Below are 20,583 nucleotides of genomic sequence, written 5' to 3'. Positions count from 1 at the left end.
TGGGTTAGCCCGTATGGATATAGGTGTTGTTTCACGCAGCTTTCCGAAATTATCGAACGAAGAGGTGGCAGCGCTGCTCGCTGAGCGCGGGTTCAGATGGACAGAGCTTTGCTTCTCGCAAACGGATTCTAACTACTGGCGTTACAATGGGCGGAGTGATCTCAGTGATTTGACGGATAAAAGAAGCCAAGAAATCGTAGAAACCTATCGCAAACATGGCATTGAAGTTGCCTCGATTGGCGTATTTACGAATTTGTTGGAAGCAGATGAGCAGGAAATGGAGGCGAATTTGCGGTATTTTGAAAGGCATATGCAAATTGCTTCCGGAACTGGTGTTCCCGTAGTTGCGACGGAGTGTGGATTCATCCCGGGAAAACGAGGTATTCAAGCAGATTCGTATGAGAAGGATTTCGAACGATTCAAACAGCAGTTGAGCTGGCTTGGTGAGCGTGCTGGTCACTACGGCATAAAGCTTGCGCTGGAGCCCTGTGTCCTGGATGTAGTGCCTAGTGCTAAGCGAACGGCTGATTTGCTAGCGCAGATTGGATCGCCGCACATTCAAGTGCTCCTTGATCCGGCAAATTTAATAGCGAATAGCTCAGAAGAAGAGATGTTCCAGTATTTAGCGCCGCATCTGGCTTACTTCCACGGAAAAGACCGTAAAGTTAATGACACTTACGGACGCTGCGTGGGGGACGGGGATATTGACTGGAGGAAGCTGCTGAATCTATATCATGAGCAAGCCGAAGGTGTTCCCTTTATTTTGGAATATGTGAATATCGATAATTTCTGTGAAATTCGTGATCGGGTGATCGCGTTTGACCAAACCCGCTAATTGTCCTCTACATCGAATCGGAATTCTGAAGTTCAGGGAGGTGTTTGATGATGCTAGTCGCGGAAAGGGTTCAGCACATTCTACGGCTGGTTAACGAGCGGGGAAGCATGCGCGTCACTGAACTCAGCCAGATATGCCGAGTTACGGAAGAAACGATCCGCCGGGACTTGGATCGCTTGGAGAACGAAGGACGTCTGCTGCGCAGCTATGGCGGAGCGATCCGTCTGCAGCCGCAAACGTCTGAAACGTCGTACGAGCTGCGGGAAACGGTGCATGTGACGGAAAAGCAGCGTATTTCGGCCCACGCTGTCAAATACGTGGAGCCCCACGACCGCATCGTCCTCGATGCGAGCTCCACGACCTGGCATTTGGCAGCGCTGCTGCCCGACATTCCGCTCACCGTCATCACCAACTCCTTGAAGGTGGCTTTGGTTCTTAGCGAGAAAAAGAACGTCAGCGTCATCAGCACAGGAGGCATTCTTGTGCCAAATTCACTTTCTTTCGTTGGACCGCTGACGGAGCAGGCCTTGGAGGAGTATCATGTAAATAAAGCGTTCGTTTCCTGCAAAGGCGTACATATGGAGCGGGGCATCAGCGAGTCGAATGAAATGCAAGCGAGGGTGAAACGGAAAATGGTCGGCATGGCCGAACAGGTATTTGTCCTAGCAGATTACAGCAAATTTGATATGCAGGCTTTTACGATGATTGGGGCATGGAATCAGATTCATAATCTGATAACGGATGAACAAACGCCGATTGATCATGTTCAGCTGCTGCAGCGTAAGTTCATTAATGTCATTCAAGTTTAAAGGCCATTTGAGATGGCGCAATCCCCTTGTAAGATGGCTGAAACCGCAATGAAAGCGTGAGCTGGATGCTTTATGATGAAGACAGAAGCAAAGAAAGGAATTGTACATATGGTTAATCTCCTGCGACAAAGTCAATTCATGAAAGATAAGCAAATACCGTTTAGCATTAACCGCTGCTTTCATCATCAAGATAATATGCCAACGGTTCATTCACATGACTTTATCGAGCTTGTTTATGTGGTTAACGGTCAAGCGGATCATGTGTTTGAAGGAGAATCCTACCAGATCCAAACGGGCGATGTCTTTATTATTAACCCTGGGGAAGTTCATACGTATCGTACGAAGCCGGGAGAAGGCATCGAGATTATTAATTGTCTCTTCACGCCAGAACTCATTCATGAGTCTCTACTGAAGGAATTGGGCGTGTCACAGTCCATGGATTACTATTATGTACATCCTTTCTTAAATCCAAGAGAGCGCTTCCATCACAGGCTGAATTTGATGGGGCAGGCATCCAAGCATGTTCTTACTTTACTTGAAGCCATGATTTCTGAATGGGAGCATCACCGGCCAGGCTATTTACCCCTCATTAAACTGCAAATGCTCCAGCTTCTCATCCTGTTATCTCGCTGCTACTCGGATTCTACGAACAAGGAGAAAAAGAGCTCACGATCAGCGAATCATACGATACTTGTACGCCGGATCACCGGGTTTCTGGAGCGTCATTTTGATAAAAAAATGACCATCCCCGACTTGTGCGAGTTGTTTAATGTGAGCAGCAGGCAGCTAAACCGGGTGTTTAAGCAGGAAACGAATCAAACCGTAACGGAGCGTATTCATGACATTCGGATTGAACGGGCGAAACAGTATTTGACTGAAGGCGATGAAAAAGTGATTCATGTTGCCCAGCGTGTAGGCTATGAGGACCCAGCCTTTTTCACACAATTGTTTAGACGGAGGGTCGGATGCTCGCCAGGGCAGTACCGTGATTTGCATGGGGAAGTGCTTGAGAACGCACAGGAAATCCAGTAGAAGAAACGGGAGGAATAAGCAATGACGTTAAAGGTTGGGGTAGTCGGAGTTGGCAATATCGGTTCGATCCATGCGAGTGTGTACCATGAACATGCGAAAACAGAGCTTGTTGCTGTATGTGACATCATCAAAGAGAAAGCAGATGCGGCTGCGGCCAAATTCGGCTGCAGAGCTTTTTATAGCGTGCAAGAAATGCTGGCTAGCGGCATTCAGTTGGATGCTTGCTCGATGGCGACCAAAGGGGAAGAGAATGGCGGAGAGCATTATCAACCTACCATGGAGCTGCTGGAAGCGGGCATTCCTGTGCTCGGGGAAAAGCCTATTTCCAACCGGATTGACGAAGGAGAGCGGATGGTGGCGCTTGCCAAAGAGAAGCAGATTCCTTTTGGCGTCAACCTGAATCATCGATTTACACCAGCAGCGCTGCGTGCCAAGGAATGGGTAGAGGAAGGCCGTCTCGGTCAATTACATATGATTAATATGAAAATGTGGATCAACAACCCAGTCGAAACTTCGCCTTGGTTTCACTTGCGCGCGCTTCACCCGCACTCTTTCGATGTGATTCGTTATTTCTGCGGCGATGTGAAACGGGTAGCGGCCTTCATGATGAAAGGTGAAAACAGAAAAATTTGGTCGAATACGCAGGTTATGCTCGAGTTTGAAAATGGCGCTATCGGGAACCTCGTCGGCAGCTATGATGCTGGAGCCAGCTACGGCTTGGAGCGCTGTGAAGTGGTCGGCTCCAAAGGCCGATTCGTGCTGGACGACGCTTGTGAGCACTTAACTTACTATCCTCGTCATAGTATTGCAACGGAAAGCTACAGCTATTTGGGCGGCATGCGCCATTTCAATGAAACATTTAAAAGCCGGATCAGTGATTGGATTGAGCAGTTGGATGCCAAAGTGCCCTACGATCAAATTAATGGCTCGGGGGAAGAAGCACTTAAGGCGCAAACAATCATTGAAGCAGCTATTCGTTCATTTGAAACATCAAGCATTGTTGAACTTTAATTTGGGGAGGCAGTAAGCCATGATGCAATTAGGGATAAATTCGGTCTTGTTCAAAGATTTCGATTTTAGGACGGCAGCGCAGCATATCAAGTTAAGCGGTTATGACGGTGTAGAGCTCTCAGCGATCAAAGGCATGTGCGAGCACATTGAACTTGACAATTGGCGGGAGCAGGCTCCAGAGATTCGGAGAATTGCCGAGGAAGTTGGACTGAAACTCCTGTCTATGGAAGTGGCTGAGCTGAATGAGACGAGGCTTCCGCTTGCTTTTGAGGCTGCGGCTGAGCTCGGGATACCCGTTGTTAATGTGGGGCCAGGCGGAAAGTCGGACGTCGAAGAAGATTTGCAGTTCACAATTGAAAAGCTGACCAGAATGTCAAAACTCGCTAGTGAGTATGGGGTTACGCTTTGTGTGAAAGCGCATGTCGGCGGCTCCATTTATAACACGCCTACCTCAATAAGAGCGATAGAAGCAATTGCAGATCCAGCTTTTGGCATCGATATGGACCCTAGTCATATTTATCGTGCTGGCGAGAATCCGGAAGCAGCGCTGCCGGCTGTGATTTCACGCGTGAAGCATATTCATATTCGCGACTGCAGTGGCAGGCAAGCGGGTCCAGGCACGATCGACAAGCAGGCATGCGGGCGTGGAGACATTGATTTGATCGGCTATTGCAAAGTGCTTGCGGATAACGGTTATGAGGGGCCGGTTTGTCTTGAAGTCATTGGCGCCAATGGGCACTCACTTGCGCAAGTTTCCATTGTAGCAGCTGAAAGCTATGGCTATTTAAATGCAGTGCTGCGCTCTTTTGGAGCGAGATAAGTCGATTATAAACGGAGAAGGAGCAATTCCCATGACATCAAAAATGCCGAATTTACTGCTGCTTGGTATAGATAGCTTACGTCGAGATCATATGAGCGGTTATGGCTATCACCGGCTGACAACGCCGCATATCGATCAATATAGCCAAGGAGGCGTGCTGTTTGAGCAGCATTTCTCCCCCAGCATTCCAACGACTCCAGGTTATGCCTCCATGCTCACAGGTATGGACTGTTTCGGAACAGACGTTGTCGCGCTGCGGCATGGCGGACCTGTTGGCGACCATGTCAAGATGCTTTCTGAGCTGCTGGAAGAGAACGGTTACAATACAACGTGTATCGGCTTCACAGGCAACCCCTCCGCACGCGGCTTTCAGAAGTACATTGATTTCGAAGGCTGGGGACCTGACGAAACAGGAAGAAGCCCGAAGGCGGACAACTTGAATCGTGTCGCGATTCCGGAAATGAAGCGTCTTAAAGAGGAAGGTAAGCCGTTTTTCCTCTTTTTGCGCCACATGGATCCGCATTCACCGTATTTGCCGCCTAAGCCGTTCGAGCGGATGTTTTATGACGGTAATGAGTGCGATCCTGATAATCACTCCTTGGATGAACTATATGATTTTAAACCATTCGCTGATTATTTCAGCTCCTGGTTTCCAGATGGATGTACAGACAGCAAATATATCGACGCGCAGTATGATGGCGCGATTGCCTACATGGATGCGGGTATTCAAGCAATTTTCACGGCACTTGAATCCCTTGGCATCGAAGACGAGACGCTCGTGGTCATCACCTCCGATCACGGTGAAACCTTAAATGAGCATGATTGTTATTATGATCATCATGGCCTGTATGAAACCAATTTGCGTATTCCACTCATTCTGCGGTTTCCGGGCAAGCTGCCGGCAGGTAAGCGTGTAGCCAGTTCCTCGCAAATTAAAGATGTGATGCCGACCATTGTTGAGCTTTTGGGCATACCGTGTGAGATTCCATTTGATGGTCGCAGCTTGATTCCCCTCGTTAAAGGCGAGGAGCGGGTGCCAGAGAGTGAAATGTACATCACAGAATGCACATGGATGCGCAAACATGGCTGGCGTACGCAGGAATGGAAGCTAATTGTAGCGCTTGAGCCGGATATACATTTCAAGCCTCCAGTAGAGCTGTATAATTTGGTTCGCGATCCTGAGGAGCTGCATAACCTAGTCGATGAAGAGCCAGAAGTAGCTGCCCATCTCATGAGTCGATTGAATGCGCATATTGCGAAGCGGGAGCAAGAAACTGGGCGGGAGAATCCGATCTATACGAATTTGAATTGGCATGGCTTAGGTTGCGGTCCGTTCAAGACTTCGCAACAGGCCTTTGACTCCATGCATATCGGTTCCCCGAGGACGGCACGATCCTTGCAAACGAAAGACAAGGAAGCAGAAGCAGTGGCAGAAGCGGAGGGCGAACCCGCAGAAGTAGAGGCTGATTCGACATGCTGAGAATAGCCGTTGTCGGAGTCAATCACATCGGACGTATACATTGCCGCTGTTATAAGGAGCACGCAGATAGCGAACTTATCGCTATCTGCGATTTGAACAAAGAACTGGCGGATTCAGTTGCAGAACAGTTTGGCGTGAAGGCTTATTACGACTTGGATACCATGCTTGAAGCTGAACAGCTGGATATCGTCAGCGTAGCTACTGGCGGAATCGAAAATGGCTCTCATCACCGAGAGCCTGTTATGAAAGCTATTGCGGCCGGTAAGGATGTAATCGTCGAAAAGCCCATTTCCAATTCCCTAGAAGAAGCCCGGGAAATGGTTCAATATGCCAAAGAAAAAGGCGTTCGTTTCGCCTGTAATCTCAATCATCGTTTCACGCCGGCAGCTAAGAAGGCGAAGCAGTGGATGGAAAATGGCGATGTTGGCCATCCGCTTTTTGTGAACATGAAGCTGACGATCGGCAATCCGAATGAATCCAGTCCCTGGATCCATTTGCGTGCGCTGCATCCGCATTCGCTCGATGTGATGCGTTATTTTGCAGGCGAGGTCCGCCGTGTTCAAGCATTTTTGACGAAAGCCCCTGGTCGTACGGTCTGGTCAACAGCTTCCATTAATTTGGAATTTGCTTCTGGCGCGGTTGGTCATTTGCTGGGCAGCTACGATATGTTCGGTATTCACCCCATTGAGGCTTGTGAAGTGGCAGGCGATCGAGGCAGATTTGTGCTGGATAATGTTTATGAATCACTTACGTACTATCCGCACCGCCAGGAAGATTTGCGGGTTTATCGGAATTCAATTATGAGCGGCATGCGAGGTTTCGAGGATACGTTTCGGCTTCGGCTGGACGCCTTTATTCAGGAAGTGAAGCAGGGTGTTCCACCTGAGCAGATTGCCGCTTCCGGCGCGGATGCCTTGGCTGTGCAAGAAATCATTGAAGCAGCTATCCGTTCCCATCTGGCGAATGGTGCTGTTATTCCAATTTCCTAAAGACCGATCCGAAGGAGGAAGGTTATGAGTAAAGATGGAGAGGTACTGTGGTTCACCGGTCTCTCAGGCTCAGGCAAATCAACGACGGCTCGTGCCTTAGTTGAGCCACTTCGCGTCAGCGGCAGGAAAGTTGAGCTGCTCGATGGAGACGAGCTTCGGCGGACGATTTCCCAAGGGTTGGGCTTTAGCAGGGAGGACCGCATCAAGAATGTGGAGCGTATCGTCTTTCTTTGCAAGCTGTTATCGCGTAACGGTGTTACGGTCGTCGTGTCCGCCATTACGCCTTATGAAGAAATGAGAGCGCATGCCCGTTCCGAGCTGCCCGGTTATGTCGAAATTTACGTAGATTGCCCACTTGAAGAGTGTGAACGCCGAGATGTGAAAGGGTTGTATGCCAAGGCCAGAAACGATGAGATTAAGCAATTTACTGGCATTGGAGACCCGTATGAAATGCCGGAACAGCCGGACATTGTTATTCGTACGCATGTGGACGAGGTAGAGAGCAATGTCTCTTTTATCATGGATTATTTAATGACAAAAACAGGGCGGAGTGAGGCCGTATGAACATTGTTTTCATCTCCATGGACACGATGCGCGCCTCCCGGCTGGGCTGTTATGGCTATGAGAAGCCGACTTCGCCCTACATGGATCAAATCGCAGAGCAAGGTGTTCTGTTCGAAAGAGCGTATGCGGCAGACATTCCAACGGAAGTAGCGCATACCGGTATATTTACGGGAAAAGTAGGGCTAAGAACGGGCGTCGTTTCTCACGGTTCGCCACTTACCCAGCTGCCGAAGAAAGAGTCGTGGCTGCCTTCCCTTTTACAGAATCAAGGCTTCACGACGGCTGCTGTTGATAACTTGTACCAATTAAAGGAATGGTTCGCTAGGGGCTATCGGTATTACATCAACTCGGTTCAAAAAACGCGCAGCATTGACGGGAAGTCAGTTAACGAACTTGCTTTCAAGTGGATTCGTGAACATAAAGAGGATGACTTCTTTCTGTTCCTGCATTATTGGGACCCGCATACCCCTTACCAGCCTCCGGCAAGTTATGTGCCAGCCTTCTATGATCAAAGCCGTGATCCTTATGATCCTGCAAATCGCAGTATGCATGCCGCATATAACCATGCGGCTTATCCGTTTTTTAAGCATCACCATTATGACTTGCTTGGCCCAGTCACAGATGCTGCTTACGTCAATGCACTTTATGATGCAGAAGTGCGTTACCTCGATGACCGCTTGAGAGAGCTCGATGAGCTGCTCATTGCGGAAGGGGTCTATGATGACACCTTATTGATTCTGTTCGGCGATCATGGGGAAAGCTTGACGGAACATGACATTTACTGGGATCACTGCGGTTTATACGAAACCTCGGTTCAAGTCCCGATGATTATGCGGTGGCCTGGCAGAATTCCAGAAGGACGCCGAGTCAAAGGATTAGTTCAGCAGGTCGATATGCTGCCGACCATTCTGGAAGCAGCTGGAATAATGACACCTACTAGTATTGACGGGCGCAGCTTGTGGCCAAGTATACGAGGAGAAGCGGATGGGACGCATGATGCCATTTATTTGAGCGAGTGCGCTTGGCAAGCCAGCAGAGGAATCGTGACGAAAGATTACAAGTTTATTCGTACGCTCGATGCAGGACCTTTTGTACGTCCGCCAAGGGAACTATTCGATTTGCGTGTTGACCGTGATGAAACGGTGAATATCGCCGAAAGCTCCCCGACTATTGCCGATGAGCTAGCCTATCAATTAGACAATTGGACGGAAAAAATGCTGAATGGTCGGGCGGATCCCATGCTGACACAGATTGAAGCGGGACTCCCGTTTCGCAATCGGATTCATGAGATCTTGCTGCAATATGGCTTGACATGGGATGAATGGATCAAGGATCCTCGGCGAGACCGATTCGATGAAGCATCCGCCGCAGCCAGGCATGCGGGGAGGTAATCATTATGGCGGAGATGGCTGAAAAGCCTAATTTGCTGATCATCATGGTTGATCAACTGCGGTATGACTGCCTTGGGTATAGCAAGCAGGCGCCTGTTTTGACACCTCATCTCGATAAGCTCGCATCTGAGGGGATGTGGTTCGACCGCGCTTATAATCATATCCCTATATGTGGTCCCGCGAGGCAGTCTTTCGTCTGTGGCAGGAGGGCTGAATCCTTCGGCGGACTTTGGAACTTCTCCTTGGGGATGCGGATCGGTGCCTTAGAGCCCACGAGCTACTCGTGGGCCCGTTCTTTGCAAGGGGCAGGCTACAGGAACGGCTATATCGGAAAATGGGATGTACATCCGACCTATGATCCGACGTATTATGGGTATGATATTTTTGTTTCCAGCGACGAGAAATACCGGGAACGGCTAAAGGTGAAGTACCCGGAGCTGGCGTATACTGGCGGGTTCTTTGGTGAGACGGACCCATTGCCGCTTGCGGATACTCGCACGCATCAGACTGCCGAAATGGCCGTGAGTTTGATGAAGCAGCTGACAGCGGAAAGCGCGGGCGCACCTTGGCAGCTGCGAGTTAATTTCCAAGAGCCTCATCTGCCTTGTCGCCCAGTTGCCGAGTTCGCTGCCATGTATCCTCCGGAGGAGATTCCTGAATGGGGAAGCTTCCGTGAAACGTTCGCGAATAAGCCGTATATCCAAAGTCAGCAGCTTAGGAATTGGGAGATCGAGAATTATGACTGGGCGGATTGGGCGCCTATCGTAGCGCGATACTATGCGATCATCTCCCAGTTAGATGATGCTGTTGGGAGGCTTCTCGCGGAGTTAGACGCGCTGGGGCAAACTGAGAACACGGTTGTCATTTTTACAACCGATCATGGCGACATGTGCGGCGGTCACCGGATGCTGGATAAACATTACGTCCTATACGAGGACGTCGTCAAAGTTCCGCTAATCATTAGGTGGCCTGGTGTTATTGCCCCTGGCAGCCGCTGCGAGCGATTCGTCCAGACCTTGCTGGACCTGCCGCCGACACTGCTGGCGATCAGCGAATCGGAACCGCCGGCCGACCATCGGCTTCATGGGGAGTCTTTGCTGCCTCTTCTTTTCGGTGCTGAACCTGAGAAGTGGCGAGAGGAGGTCGTCGCCTCCTACAATGGCGGACAATTCGGCCTGTACACGCAGCGAATGATTCGCACCCGAGAGTGGAAATACGTATGGAATTGTACGGATGTGGATGAACTTTATGAGATGGACCATGACCCGCATGAGCTTCATAACGTGATTCATCATCCGGCTAACGCGTCTGTCGTAGCTGAACTGCGGAAGCGGCTGTACCATATTTTGTACAAGGATGGCGACGGCATCGTGCAAAATGATTGGATGCGGGATCAGCTGCTGCAGGGGCGGAAGGGGTAGTAGGTGGATGAAGTGTCCAGCTTGGTTATCTTTCAAAGGCTTTATGGAGTTTCATTGGACGAAATCCAATGAGGATGCCCTCTGTAGGGGGAATTTCTACTTCTCATTGGACGAAATCCAATGACTTACGATAAAATCGCTTTATTTGAATCATATTCCAGCCTCTCATTGGATTTACTCCAACGAAAATAACATTTGCACGTCCAATTTCGGCATCTCGTTGGATTTCATCCAATGAACTGCCCGCGTTCATCTCTAAGTAGAACCTTAAACGGAACTTCATCCCCCTTTTGAGACAAAAAAAGCGAGGTCTCGGGTTTCGTAGGAGCGTAGCAGCCAGATTTTGCTTGCGTCAATAAAGAAAGACTATCTACAAAGTCATCAGTGATGACCTTGTGGATAGTCTTTTTTTTATCGCTGCCTAACTAACTTCGTTACTCGGCCATCGGAAATCCACTCGGCCAAGTAGACGTTGCCCCCCGAATCCACGCAGATACCGTGCGGGGAGCTGAAGCGATCCGGGCGGTAATAGCTTTTGGGAAGATTCGGCCAGCCTTGCTGTTTATAGGCTTGCTGATCCTCGCCTAAGTGTGTGATCAACCGATCATTTGCGTCCAAAATGGTCACTCGACTGTGAAGATCGGGCAGATAGACTTCATCGCCGAAGAAGTAAAAAGAGCAAGGCAGATCCAGATTATGCTCAACGAAACGCAGATGCTCCCCTTCTAGGGTGAAGACTTGAATGCGGTTGTTGCTGCGGTCAGCTATGTATATTTCCGGCACTTCTCCGCGTTGATTAATGGAAATGCCATGAGGCGAATTAAGCTTGCCTGGCTCAGAACCCCGTCCGCCCCACGAGCGGATGTAAGTCCCCTCTGCATTGTAGTGATGGACGTAGGATTGACCATAGCCATCGGAAACATAAATGTCGCCGTTTGGAGCTACACAGACATCTGTTGGCACATATTTGCGCTCAGCATCATAGAAATCAGGCCGATCTGGCGGAGTGATCCGCAGAAGCACTTCACCGGTTAATGTCGTTTTGACGATCATAGAACGTTTGGTGTCGGCAAAATAAAGGTACTGCTGTCCATCCGGATCGCGGTGCAAGTAAAAACCATGGGCACCGCCTTCAAATTCACTCCCCCAGGAAGTAAGGAAGGTGCCGTTTTTATCAAACACAACTACGGACTCTTTGCCAGTGTGATGTACATACACACGATCTTCATCGTCTACGACTATCCCATGTGTGTAACCATACTGGATGTTTGCTGGCAATTGACCCCAGCCTTCTTGCACGGCATAAAGATGTGAAGCGTTTCCAATAATAAGCTGCTCAGACATATGAAACCTCCTTAGTGGTTGACAAGCTTCCTTTATCATCATACACCATGCCCTAACAAAATAGGGTGGTTAATTTCTTTGGTTTGATTTTTCTGTGAAAAGTGCAATTTGAGGTTGGAAATATCTAACGACTCAGAGGCTTGCTGACCGTACAATAAAGATATACCAAGCGAGGAGGAATCAATCATGCTATCACAAGAGCAGATCAAACAATTCGATGAGTTGGGGTTTCTTAAGGGCGATGTCGTTTTATCCGATGAAGAAGTGGAACAACTCCGTGAAGAGCTGGAAAATGTCATGGAAGGGAAATCTGTTAAAAAGCCAATCCTTAACCGGAATATGCTTGATAATTCCCATTACGGGATGACCATAACGAAGAAGGAAACCGTTGTCCAGATCGTGAATATATGGATGGCGAGTGACGTGTATTTACAGCATGCGGCCAACCGCAGAATTTGTGAGGAAGTTGCGCAGCTATGCCGTACGGATACACTTCGGATCTGGCACGATCAGATTCAATACAAACCGCCAGTCATGGGAGGACCGACACACTGGCATCAAGATCATCCGCTATGGCCGGTGATTCAGCCTGCTGAGCTCATTAGCGCATGGGTAGCGCTAGATGATGCGGTCATTGAAAATGGCTGCATGTGGATGGTGCCGGCCAGTCATAAATGGGGCAATCATCAAAAATATTTGGGCTCGAACGACGAGTTCATGCCGGTTCACAAACAGCCGGATTTGCTGCCTGAAGGAGCAAAGGTGGAAGCGGTGCCTTTTGAAATTAAAAAAGGTCAAGTTGGCTACCACCACTCTCTGACATGGCATGGGAGTCCGAATAACCGTTCAGAAATGAAACGCAGGGCGATTGCGGTTCACTATATGCCAGGTCATACGTATTACGCTCCGACAGGCGGTCATCCGATGGAGCCCCATATTCATGTGGCGCCAGGCGAGATCATGTCCGGAGAGAGCTTCCCGGCGGTTTACCAGAGATAGCCCTTCGGTATGAAAGGGGATTTACTTATTTCTAATTCGAATCCTACACCTTTTTCAGATATCAACGAAATGCTAGCGGAGCTTCTGTTAGGTATCAAACGTGTACTCGATCAGGACATTGTCGGCGTTTATGTTCACGGTTCCTTGGCACTGGGGGACTTCAATCGTGAAACGAGTGATGTTGATTTTCTTGTGGCAACTCGGAATGAACTGCCTGCGGAAAGGCTTCCGGCCTTGGAACAGATGCATGCTGAACTCCGAAATCAGGGGTTCAAATGGGCTTGCAACATGGAAGGCTCCTATATTTCGCAGGCATTGCTGAAACGTTATGATCGTAAGCGTTGTTGGCATCCTGCGTTACGCTCGGACGGAAGCTTTGGTGTAGACGGACATGCGAGTGATTGGATCATTCAGCGAGCCATCATTCGTGAGCATGGCATCACGCTATTCGGTCCAGTACCGGAGACTCTGATTGACCCTGTTGCACCAGCCGAGCTCACTAAAGCTGCGCAGGCGATTTTAACGCAGTGGTGGGCCTTGTTATTTGAGGATGCGTCACGCATTGACACGAGTGAATATCAAGCCTATGCCATTCTTACGATGTGCAGATGTTTGTACACGATAGAAGAGGGACAGGTCGCGTCCAAACCTGCCGCAGCCCAGTGGACGATAGACACACATGGAAGCAAGTGGGAGTCGCTGATCCGTCAAGCACTGGCATGGCGCAGGGGAGATGAGCTGAACGCAATCGATGAGACGTTGGCGTTTGTCAGGTATACCCTTGATCATGCTGTTAAATAAGAAAAGTCCCTTTTCCATCTGGATATGGAAGGGGGACTTTTTTTGTGTTTACTCCATTTGATATTCCTTCATCTTGTTATAAAGGGTGCCTCGGGAAATACCGAGCAGTTTGGCGGCTGCGCTTTTGTTTCCTGCTGTCTTGGCCAGCGCTTCCTCGATTAGCGTGATTTCTTCTTCGTCCGATACCTTCGCTTTTAATAATATAGCAGCTGTTTCTCCTTCAAAGGAGGAGAGACTAGGCTGCCCCTCTTGTAGAGCTGTAGGCAGATGTTCCAATTGGATGATATCCTCATCACTTAAAATGACGCAGCGCTCGATGACATTTTTTAATTCTTGTATATTTCCAGGCCAAGCATAGTTCGTGAGCGCCAAAATGACTTCTGGCGATAGCACAGGAACCGGCTTCTGATATTGTAATGAAAATTGTTTCAGATACATATGAACCATAGCAGGAATGTCTTCCGTTCTATCGCGTAAAGGCGGAATCCGGATGGAAATAACATTGAGCGCATAATACAGGTCAGAGCGGAATTCTTGTGTAACCAATTTAGCGGCCAAATCCTGTGTAGTTGCAATGATAATCCGTGTGCGAACCCGGATGGGTTGGCTTCCTCCCGAACGGACAATGGTTTGTTGCGTGATAGAGTGGTAGAGCTTGGCTTGCAGTTCTAGTGGAAGCTTTTCGACTTCATTAATGAATAAAGTGCCGTCTTTGGCTTGTTCCAGCTTCCCGGCTTCCCCTGTTTCACTTCCTGTGAAAGCGCCGCCTTGATAGCCAAATAATTCAGCCTCAAGCAACCCCGCGGGCACAATGCCGCAATTAAGTGTCAAGAAAGGTTGCTCCGACCGCGAGCTAGACTGATGAATGATATGAGCAAGCTGCTCTTTTCCGACACCCGATTCTCCAATTAGGAGGACGGGTGTTTCTGTTGCGGCTACTTTTTTGGCCCACCCAATAACTTTGCCGATTGCAGGCCCTTTGCCTTTGATCAAAGTAAATAAATCTTCCGTTTGCTCTCTATTAGGAAGTCCGAAGGAGTCCGCAGCTGTTAACTGTTCATTTAATCTTACCAACTGTGTAATATCTTGTTCAGTCGCAATACCGCCAATGATATACCCCTCGGCATCCCGTATCGGGGAGGCGTTAATAAGTACATGTGTGTCTGGGCGCGGTCGGTGATAGGTATTTCGGATCATGCGGCCTTCGTCCAAAATTTTGAGCACCATCAGGGTTTCTACGTCAAAATGCTCACCAATCCGCTTCCCTAAAATGTCCCCGCTCGGAAGCTGATACAGCTCCTCGGCAACCGTATTCCAGCAGATCACAGCGCCGTCTCGATCAACTACGGTGACAGCATCGGTAACGGTATCGGCAAGGGAAGTGAAGTAAGATGCCCACTTTTGTTGTTCTAAGTTCGCAGCATGGACCAGGCCCGATAAGGAGGAGTATCCCCGAATGTTCCCCTTGTTATCCTTAATTAGAAGAGGCCGGTTCGACGCGGGCGGCAGCGGATTGCTGCTTAGCAGGTTTTCGTTGTCGTCCCATTGCATAGATTCAGCAAGAAAAAAGGAGCTGCTCGTGAGTAAAGCCTCGATGTTCTTAGCTGATAAAGCAGGTAGAAGCGCGGCATCTTCCGGTGTAATTAAAAAGGTGTGGTTATCCAAATGGGCGATAATAGCCGTGCCATTATTTAAATAGGAGGAAACTTCTTCGAGTGTTGTATCTATTGAAACGGTTACTATCTTGGTGTTTAACAGAGAGTGTTCATTTTTGAACATAGTCGACCTCATTTATGGAGCATTGATTTGCTATAAATTTACCACGAAGCTAATGGCGATTCAACACGTTATGCAAGGGCGGCGAGTATGATAGGAATATAGTTGATAATGTGTTCAAAATTATGAAAAATATACACATAAACAAGTAGTGTTCAAAATATTATTTATAGTGTACAATTAAAACATGAATTAAACACTATTGTACAAATTCCATTGGAGGAATAACACAGATGGAACTCATGATGAGGAACATGTTTCAATCTTTAGGGAAAAGCCGCACCGCGAATCGCTTAGCGAAGCGATATGGTTTACGCTTTGGCGCTGCACGTTTCGTTGCCGGTGAAACCATTCAGCAATCCATTAATGCTGTGCGCGGACTCAATCAGGATGGCCGTATTGCCACACTGGATCATTTAGGGGAGTTTGTTTTCAGCGAAGCAGAAGCTTTGGAGTCTGCGGATATGTGCATCCAAACGTTAGATGCCATTGCAGAGTCGGGTGTCACCTCCAATCTATCTCTAAAAATGACCTCACTTGGTCTGGACATAAGCAGAGATTTGTGTCTAAACAGTATGAGACGGATTCTTGACCGCGCACGCATGCACGGCAATTTTGTCCGGATTGATATGGAAGATTACGCGCATTGCCAAATTTCTTTGGACATCTATCGTGAGCTTCGAAAAGACTACGACAACGTAGGCATCGTTATTCAAGCTTATTTGTTCCGTACGATGAAGGATATGGATGATTTGCACGAGCTTGGCGCGAACTTGCGTCTTGTGAAAGGGGCTTATAAGGAATCCCCGCAGGTTGCTTTTCCAGAGAAAAGTGCTGTTGATGATAATTACAAAAAAATGATTCAAAAACATTTGCTAAATGGCCATTATACGGCGATTGCCAGCCATGATGAAGCCATTATCCATTTTACAAAAGACTTTGCTAGGACAAATGGGATCCCAGGCAGTCAGTTTGAGTTCCAGATGCTGTATGGGATTTGTGAAGAATTGCAGAAGCAATTGGTGAAAGAAGGATATCGGGTGCGCATCTACGTTCCTTATGGTGTGGATTGGTTCGGTTATTTCATGAGAAGGCTAGCAGAACGTCCAGCCAATGTCTGGTTTGTTCTTAAAAATATGTTTAAATAAACTTCCCATTCGGAGAGGAGAAATACGATGACAACATTTACAAAGGTGAGCCCATACGCGAACGAGCCGTTTACAGATTTTAACCTTGAGGTAAATAAAAAGGCTATGCAAGCAGCTATTTCGAAAGTAAAAGAGGAAATGGGCCGCGAGTATCCGCTCTACATCGGGACGGAGAAGGTAACGACTGAAGCGAAAATTACTTCCATTAACCCAGGTAATGTGGATGAAATTATCGGTTATGTAAGCAAAGCAGACCAAGCCCTTGCTGAGAAGGCGATGAACGCTGCGCTTGAAACTTTTGAGTCTTGGAAAAAGGTTCCGGCAAGAGAGCGTGCCGAATACTTGTTCAAAGCTGCGGCATTGATGCGCGCTCGCAAGCATGAATTCTCAGCGCTAATGCTGCTTGAATCCGGCAAAAACTACGTGGAAGCCGATGTCGATACAGCAGAAGCAATCGACTTCATCGAGTTCTATGCGCGCGAAATGATTCGCCTGAGTGAAACTAACGAGACGCAACCACTGGTCAAAATCCCTGGCGAAAACAACAAGCTTACGTATATTCCACTTGGTGTTGGCGTTGTTATTCCTCCTTGGAATTTCCCGCTTGCGATCTGTGTTGGGATGACGATGGCGGCGGTTGTTTCCGGTAATACCGTTCTGCTTAAACCAGCTTCCACGACGCCGGTGATTGCGCACAAATTTGTAGCACTTATGGAAGAAGTGGGTCTGCCTGCAGGTGTCATCAACTTCATTCCGGGCAGTGGTGCTGAGGTTGGGGACTACTTAACGACTCATCCGAAAACACGGTTTATCTCCTTCACAGGCTCCAAAGAGGTAGGATTACGCATTAACAAGCTGGCTGCTGACACCGTTCCGGGTCAAATTTGGATTAAGCGTGTTGTAGCTGAAATGGGCGGAAAAGACGGTATCGTCGTGGACGAAACAGCTGATCTTAACGCGGCTGCAGCGGCAATCGTGGCTTCGGCTTTCGGCTTCCAAGGACAAAAATGTTCCGCTGGATCCCGGGCGATCATTGTAGAGTCCGTATATGACGAAGTGGTTGAAAAAGTGGTTGCCCTGACGAACCAGCTGCAAAGCGGCTTGCCTGAGCTTAATTTTGCGGCAGGTCCAGTTATCGATAAAACGTCTTATGATCGGATTCTGGATTACATTGAAGTTGGTAAAAACGAAGGAACACTTCTGGCTGGCGGCGGCAAAGCTGAAGGCAACGGCTATTACATTCAGCCTACCGTATTCGGTGATGTGAGCGGTAAAGCTCGCATTATGCAGGAAGAGATCTTCGGGCCGGTTCTGGCCATCGCTAAAGCGAAGGACTGGAAAGAAGCTATCGCGATGTACAACGATACGGAGTTTGGTTTGACAGGTTCATACTTCTCCACCAACGAAGAGCGTATCTCCGAAGCGCTTGACACTGTACATTGTGGCAACTTGTACATTAACCGCAAATGCACAGGCGCATTGGTTGGTGTTCATCCTTTCGGCGGCTTTAACATGTCGGGAACGGACTCCAAAGCAGGCGGTTATGATTACCTGCTGCTCTTCACGCAAGCGAAGCTGACATCTCGCAAGGTATAATAAAGCTGAAAGACGGACGTATGTGTCCGTCTTTTTTTTGTGTTGTAGGTACCATAGTTCCCCAACACCGCCTACAAAGGCAAATCCCGCCGGCGAAACAGCACAATCCCCGCCGCAAAAGCCACAACGCCAATGGCGGCCAAGATCGACCAAGCAAGCAAAGTGTGCGCCTCGCCACCAATGATCCCACTCGGATCATAGAGCGAGAAGTAGCTCAGGCTGCGCAGCCAATCTATTTTCTCGCTTAGCTTGCCGATAAAGTCCAAAGAGAAAAATCCAAACGTTAGCACCGCGGAGATACCGAGCGCCTTCTTTTCATCATTCGCAAGCGACGATACGAGAAAGGCGATACCGCCGACCGCGAAAAACAGCAAGAAAGCCGCGACGTTCATTCGAAGATAAGCCGCGCCATGGAAGGCGCTCAAATCTCCGATAAACAGAGCATACCCCGCAAAGCCGCACAACGTTGTGACTGCCATGATCGTCACAAGCCCAGTAACAAAGACAGCGGCCTGTGTCAAAGCGACCTTGCCGCGAGTCGTCGGTGCTGCGAGCAAATAAGCCATCGCACCTTGGTCAACGAGCTTCGCCATCAACTGAGTGGAGAACAGAATACAGAAGATGGCTACGATAAGAACGAGCAGCAAGCCATAATACTCCCCGGAGATGAACCCTTCTACAGTCCCAAAACCGCTGCCCAAGTTGAAGGCATTGGTCATGCTGGCCGGAAGGGATTTTATCAAATCATTCAGCGCTTCGTTATTCCCCGCGAAGCTTGGAAACAACCAAAACATAAGCAGGATGTAGAAAGCAGATCCGAACGCATAATTGATCATGCCTTTGAAATGAATCTTCATCATATGTTTATAGAGCGCGGTATTCATTGCAAGACCCCCTTCCGGTCATAGTAGTTCATGAACACGTCTTCGAGACTTTGCGTGAACACATCGAGGTTGCGAATCGCGTACTTCGACGTTTCCGCCAAGAAATGAGCGTACTCCCCCTGCACAGCAACCCGCACCCGGTTGCCGTCAATAAATTCGATCACCAAGCCGGATGTTCTAATAAATACTTCCGCATCTATTGTCTGTTCGAAGGTCACTTCGAACAATTTCCGCTGCATGGATTGCAGCTCATGGATGTCTTTGACGGTAAGAATGACACCGTCCTTAATGATCGCTGCCCGGTCACATGTCCGCTCAATTTCGGCAAAGCTATGCGATGACATCAGGAAGGTGGTGCCTCGCGCTTTTTCCTCCAGAACAAGGTTGATGAACACCTTTTGCATGAGTGGATCCAACCCAGAAGTCGGTTCATCCAAAATGATAACCTCCGGCTGATGCATGAACGCGGCAACAATGCCGACTTTTTGTTTCATGCCTTTGGACATTTTGCGAATAGGCGTCTTTACGTCGAACTGAAAGCGATCGATAAGCTCATCTTGCCGTGACAACTGCTTCATGCCATGCATTTCAGCCATAAAATCCAAAAATGTTTTCCCCGTCATTCCTTCTATAAAAGCAATTTCACCTGGCAAATACCCAAGATATTTTTGCACATTTCCTTGCTGTGTCCACGTGTTCAGCCCGCCAACCGTCACTGACCCTTTATCCGGCTTCATAAAACCCATGATATGCCTTATCGTCGTTGATTTTCCAGCGCCATTTGGACCGAGAAATCCGAAAACCTCGCCTTTTTTTACTGAAAAAGAGACATCGAAAATGCCTTTCCCGTTCGGGAAAGTTTTGCTCAAGTGCTCTACGGTCAACATGCGCGGCCACCTCCGAAAACATAAAGTTATGAAATATAACCGACAATTTATTTCAAAACTCATGTTACTCCTCCATGAATCCTTCGTCAATAACTTTTGAAATATTATTGTGCTATAATTTCATTATTCCAACAAATAGGTGATGTAAATGAACGGCTTTGAAAAAAGAGCCCAGCAAAAAAAACATAGCATCACGCAGGCCACACTGCGTATGCTCCAAACGACGGATTCCAAAAAACTACGAATTGCCGATATTGCCGAGGAGGCCGGTGTTTCGCAGGTTACGATTTATAATTATTACGGCAGTAAAGAAGCGTTGGTAAGAGAAGCAATTATGGATTATATCCGTAACACGATCAACGAGTTTGCAGACTTTCTAGCGGGCAGCCATACGTTGAAGGAGAAAATTGAATATATTATTTTTCAGAAAAAGCAATCATCCAAAACCTTCAGTTTGCAGATGATGAAGGAGATTTGGCAAGGTGATCCGGAACTCGCGCGCTTCGTTAGAGAAGAATATATGGCGAAAGGCATTCCACTTGTGGTCAAGCTAATTGAAGATGGCAAGAAAAACGGTGAGATCACCGACAAACTCTCCACATCCACGATCATCATGTATATGCAAATGCTGACCAACCAAGCGGACACGATGCTTGAATATGCCCAGCAGCAAGGGGATATGGAAGTGCTGATCGAGGAGATGGCTCATTTGTTTTTCTATGGCATTGGGGCGCTCCCTCAGCCGTCAGATGTTTCCTAAATCCTGGGCATATTGCTCCTGGGGACTGGATTTGAG

At 48.3% G+C, this 20,583-nt stretch carries 20 protein-coding genes; 15 read left to right on the top strand and 5 right to left on the bottom strand.

All coding sequences use genetic code 11. From position 1 onward, the window contains the following. Positions 1 to 13 precede the first annotated feature (13 nt). The 10 genes from AC58VC_RS11985 (at position 14) to AC58VC_RS11940 (ending at position 10,352) form a co-directional block, all read left to right on the top strand. Positions 14 to 835 carry a sugar phosphate isomerase/epimerase family protein gene (locus AC58VC_RS11985; RefSeq protein ID WP_497368963.1) on the top strand — a complete coding sequence of 274 codons (822 nt, stop codon included), beginning with the start codon at positions 14 to 16 and terminating at the stop codon, positions 833 to 835. 50 nt (positions 836 to 885) lie between these two features. Beyond that, the gene (locus AC58VC_RS11980; RefSeq protein WP_497369029.1) at positions 886 to 1,644 is read left to right on the top strand and encodes a DeoR/GlpR family DNA-binding transcription regulator; all 759 of its coding nucleotides are present in this window, start codon (positions 886 to 888) and stop codon (positions 1,642 to 1,644) included. A 75-nt stretch (positions 1,645 to 1,719) separates the two neighbouring features. Next, positions 1,720 to 2,676 (top strand): AraC family transcriptional regulator, encoded by a 957-nt coding sequence (locus AC58VC_RS11975; protein ID WP_497368962.1) that lies wholly within the window; start codon positions 1,720 to 1,722, stop codon positions 2,674 to 2,676. 21 nt (positions 2,677 to 2,697) lie between these two features. Further along, a complete protein-coding gene (locus AC58VC_RS11970; protein ID WP_497368961.1) occupies positions 2,698 to 3,687 on the top strand; it encodes a Gfo/Idh/MocA family protein in 990 nt (329 codons plus the stop codon). Positions 3,688 to 3,706: 19 nt separating this feature from the next. Continuing rightward, a complete protein-coding gene (locus AC58VC_RS11965) occupies positions 3,707 to 4,507 on the top strand; it encodes a sugar phosphate isomerase/epimerase family protein (RefSeq protein ID WP_497368960.1) in 801 nt (266 codons plus the stop codon). Positions 4,508 to 4,538: 31 nt separating this feature from the next. Beyond that, positions 4,539 to 5,987 carry a sulfatase family protein gene (locus tag AC58VC_RS11960; protein WP_497368959.1) on the top strand — a complete coding sequence of 483 codons (1,449 nt, stop codon included), beginning with the start codon at positions 4,539 to 4,541 and terminating at the stop codon, positions 5,985 to 5,987. Continuing rightward, on the top strand, positions 5,981 to 6,976 hold the full coding sequence (locus AC58VC_RS11955; protein WP_497368958.1) for a Gfo/Idh/MocA family protein: 996 nt from the start codon (positions 5,981 to 5,983) through the stop codon (positions 6,974 to 6,976). The genes AC58VC_RS11960 and AC58VC_RS11955 overlap by 7 nt, the downstream gene beginning before the upstream one ends. Before the next feature lie 24 nt (positions 6,977 to 7,000). Continuing rightward, complete coding sequence (cysC, locus tag AC58VC_RS11950; protein ID WP_497368957.1) at positions 7,001 to 7,540, top strand: adenylyl-sulfate kinase; 540 nt, start codon at positions 7,001 to 7,003, stop codon at positions 7,538 to 7,540. Next, positions 7,537 to 8,931, top strand: coding sequence for a sulfatase family protein (locus AC58VC_RS11945; RefSeq protein WP_497368956.1), 1,395 nt, complete (start codon positions 7,537 to 7,539; stop codon positions 8,929 to 8,931). Before cysC ends, AC58VC_RS11945 begins: the two co-directional genes overlap by 4 nt. A gap of 5 nt (positions 8,932 to 8,936) precedes the next feature. Continuing rightward, the gene (locus tag AC58VC_RS11940) at positions 8,937 to 10,352 is read left to right on the top strand and encodes a sulfatase family protein (protein WP_497368955.1); all 1,416 of its coding nucleotides are present in this window, start codon (positions 8,937 to 8,939) and stop codon (positions 10,350 to 10,352) included. Between the two features lie 103 nt (positions 10,353 to 10,455). Here the strand turns inward: AC58VC_RS11940 and AC58VC_RS11935 are convergent, their stop codons facing one another. Together AC58VC_RS11935 and AC58VC_RS11930 are read right to left on the bottom strand one after the other, a co-directional pair. Continuing rightward, on the bottom strand, positions 10,456 to 10,635 hold the full coding sequence (locus AC58VC_RS11935; RefSeq protein ID WP_497368954.1) for a hypothetical protein: 180 nt from the start codon (positions 10,633 to 10,635) through the stop codon (positions 10,456 to 10,458). Positions 10,636 to 10,763: 128 nt separating this feature from the next. Next, positions 10,764 to 11,696: an NHL repeat-containing protein gene (locus AC58VC_RS11930; RefSeq protein WP_497368953.1), complete on the bottom strand. Its 933-nt coding sequence runs from the start codon at positions 11,694 to 11,696 to the stop codon at positions 10,764 to 10,766. A 186-nt stretch (positions 11,697 to 11,882) separates the two neighbouring features. Between AC58VC_RS11930 and AC58VC_RS11925 the strand changes: the two genes are divergently transcribed. Together AC58VC_RS11925 and AC58VC_RS11920 are read left to right on the top strand one after the other, a co-directional pair. Further along, positions 11,883 to 12,695, top strand: a complete 813-nt coding sequence (locus AC58VC_RS11925) for a phytanoyl-CoA dioxygenase family protein (protein ID WP_497368952.1) — start codon at positions 11,883 to 11,885, stop codon at positions 12,693 to 12,695. A gap of 9 nt (positions 12,696 to 12,704) precedes the next feature. Beyond that, positions 12,705 to 13,496, top strand: a complete 792-nt coding sequence (locus AC58VC_RS11920) for an aminoglycoside adenylyltransferase domain-containing protein (RefSeq protein ID WP_497368951.1) — start codon at positions 12,705 to 12,707, stop codon at positions 13,494 to 13,496. Positions 13,497 to 13,544: 48 nt separating this feature from the next. Here the strand turns inward: AC58VC_RS11920 and AC58VC_RS11915 are convergent, their stop codons facing one another. Beyond that, positions 13,545 to 15,275 (bottom strand): sigma-54 interaction domain-containing protein, encoded by a 1,731-nt coding sequence (locus AC58VC_RS11915; protein WP_497368950.1) that lies wholly within the window; start codon positions 15,273 to 15,275, stop codon positions 13,545 to 13,547. Positions 15,276 to 15,505: 230 nt separating this feature from the next. On the opposite strand from AC58VC_RS11915, the gene AC58VC_RS11910 reads away from it, so the two are divergent. Both AC58VC_RS11910 and pruA read left to right on the top strand, forming a co-directional pair. Beyond that, on the top strand, positions 15,506 to 16,420 hold the full coding sequence (locus tag AC58VC_RS11910) for a proline dehydrogenase family protein (protein ID WP_497368949.1): 915 nt from the start codon (positions 15,506 to 15,508) through the stop codon (positions 16,418 to 16,420). Positions 16,421 to 16,447: 27 nt separating this feature from the next. Beyond that, complete coding sequence (pruA, locus tag AC58VC_RS11905; RefSeq protein ID WP_497368948.1) at positions 16,448 to 18,016, top strand: L-glutamate gamma-semialdehyde dehydrogenase; 1,569 nt, start codon at positions 16,448 to 16,450, stop codon at positions 18,014 to 18,016. Positions 18,017 to 18,087: 71 nt separating this feature from the next. On the opposite strand, the gene AC58VC_RS11900 is transcribed toward pruA, so the two are convergent. Next, positions 18,088 to 18,900, bottom strand: a complete 813-nt coding sequence (locus tag AC58VC_RS11900; RefSeq protein ID WP_497368947.1) for an ABC transporter permease subunit — start codon at positions 18,898 to 18,900, stop codon at positions 18,088 to 18,090. Further along, positions 18,897 to 19,787: an ABC transporter ATP-binding protein gene (locus AC58VC_RS11895; RefSeq protein ID WP_497368946.1), complete on the bottom strand. Its 891-nt coding sequence runs from the start codon at positions 19,785 to 19,787 to the stop codon at positions 18,897 to 18,899. The genes AC58VC_RS11900 and AC58VC_RS11895 overlap by 4 nt, the downstream gene beginning before the upstream one ends. A gap of 148 nt (positions 19,788 to 19,935) precedes the next feature. On the opposite strand from AC58VC_RS11895, the gene AC58VC_RS11890 reads away from it, so the two are divergent. Then, complete coding sequence (locus AC58VC_RS11890) at positions 19,936 to 20,547, top strand: TetR/AcrR family transcriptional regulator (RefSeq protein ID WP_497368945.1); 612 nt, start codon at positions 19,936 to 19,938, stop codon at positions 20,545 to 20,547. Positions 20,548 to 20,583 lie beyond the last annotated feature (36 nt).

Source organism: Paenibacillus sp. J22R67, from assembly GCF_059692175.1.
The sequence above is the reverse complement of the archived record's forward strand: the minus strand, read 5'-3'. Positions and strand labels throughout refer to the sequence as shown.

Coding starts and splice junctions, on each gene's coding strand:
- AC58VC_RS11985 (WP_497368963.1), top strand. CDS start 14: ATGGATATAGGTGTTGTTTCACGCAGCTTTCCGAAATTATCGAACGAA.
- AC58VC_RS11980 (WP_497369029.1), top strand. CDS start 886: ATGCTAGTCGCGGAAAGGGTTCAGCACATTCTACGGCTGGTTAACGAG.
- AC58VC_RS11975 (WP_497368962.1), top strand. CDS start 1,720: ATGAAGACAGAAGCAAAGAAAGGAATTGTACATATGGTTAATCTCCTG.
- AC58VC_RS11970 (WP_497368961.1), top strand. CDS start 2,698: ATGACGTTAAAGGTTGGGGTAGTCGGAGTTGGCAATATCGGTTCGATC.
- AC58VC_RS11965 (WP_497368960.1), top strand. CDS start 3,707: ATGATGCAATTAGGGATAAATTCGGTCTTGTTCAAAGATTTCGATTTT.
- AC58VC_RS11960 (WP_497368959.1), top strand. CDS start 4,539: ATGACATCAAAAATGCCGAATTTACTGCTGCTTGGTATAGATAGCTTA.
- AC58VC_RS11955 (WP_497368958.1), top strand. CDS start 5,981: ATGCTGAGAATAGCCGTTGTCGGAGTCAATCACATCGGACGTATACAT.
- cysC (WP_497368957.1), top strand. CDS start 7,001: ATGAGTAAAGATGGAGAGGTACTGTGGTTCACCGGTCTCTCAGGCTCA.
- AC58VC_RS11945 (WP_497368956.1), top strand. CDS start 7,537: ATGAACATTGTTTTCATCTCCATGGACACGATGCGCGCCTCCCGGCTG.
- AC58VC_RS11940 (WP_497368955.1), top strand. CDS start 8,937: ATGGCGGAGATGGCTGAAAAGCCTAATTTGCTGATCATCATGGTTGAT.
- AC58VC_RS11935 (WP_497368954.1), bottom strand. CDS start 10,635: ATGAAGTTCCGTTTAAGGTTCTACTTAGAGATGAACGCGGGCAGTTCA.
- AC58VC_RS11930 (WP_497368953.1), bottom strand. CDS start 11,696: ATGTCTGAGCAGCTTATTATTGGAAACGCTTCACATCTTTATGCCGTG.
- AC58VC_RS11925 (WP_497368952.1), top strand. CDS start 11,883: ATGCTATCACAAGAGCAGATCAAACAATTCGATGAGTTGGGGTTTCTT.
- AC58VC_RS11920 (WP_497368951.1), top strand. CDS start 12,705: ATGAAAGGGGATTTACTTATTTCTAATTCGAATCCTACACCTTTTTCA.
- AC58VC_RS11915 (WP_497368950.1), bottom strand. CDS start 15,275: ATGTTCAAAAATGAACACTCTCTGTTAAACACCAAGATAGTAACCGTT.
- AC58VC_RS11910 (WP_497368949.1), top strand. CDS start 15,506: ATGGAACTCATGATGAGGAACATGTTTCAATCTTTAGGGAAAAGCCGC.
- pruA (WP_497368948.1), top strand. CDS start 16,448: ATGACAACATTTACAAAGGTGAGCCCATACGCGAACGAGCCGTTTACA.
- AC58VC_RS11900 (WP_497368947.1), bottom strand. CDS start 18,900: ATGAATACCGCGCTCTATAAACATATGATGAAGATTCATTTCAAAGGC.
- AC58VC_RS11895 (WP_497368946.1), bottom strand. CDS start 19,787: ATGTTGACCGTAGAGCACTTGAGCAAAACTTTCCCGAACGGGAAAGGC.
- AC58VC_RS11890 (WP_497368945.1), top strand. CDS start 19,936: ATGAACGGCTTTGAAAAAAGAGCCCAGCAAAAAAAACATAGCATCACG.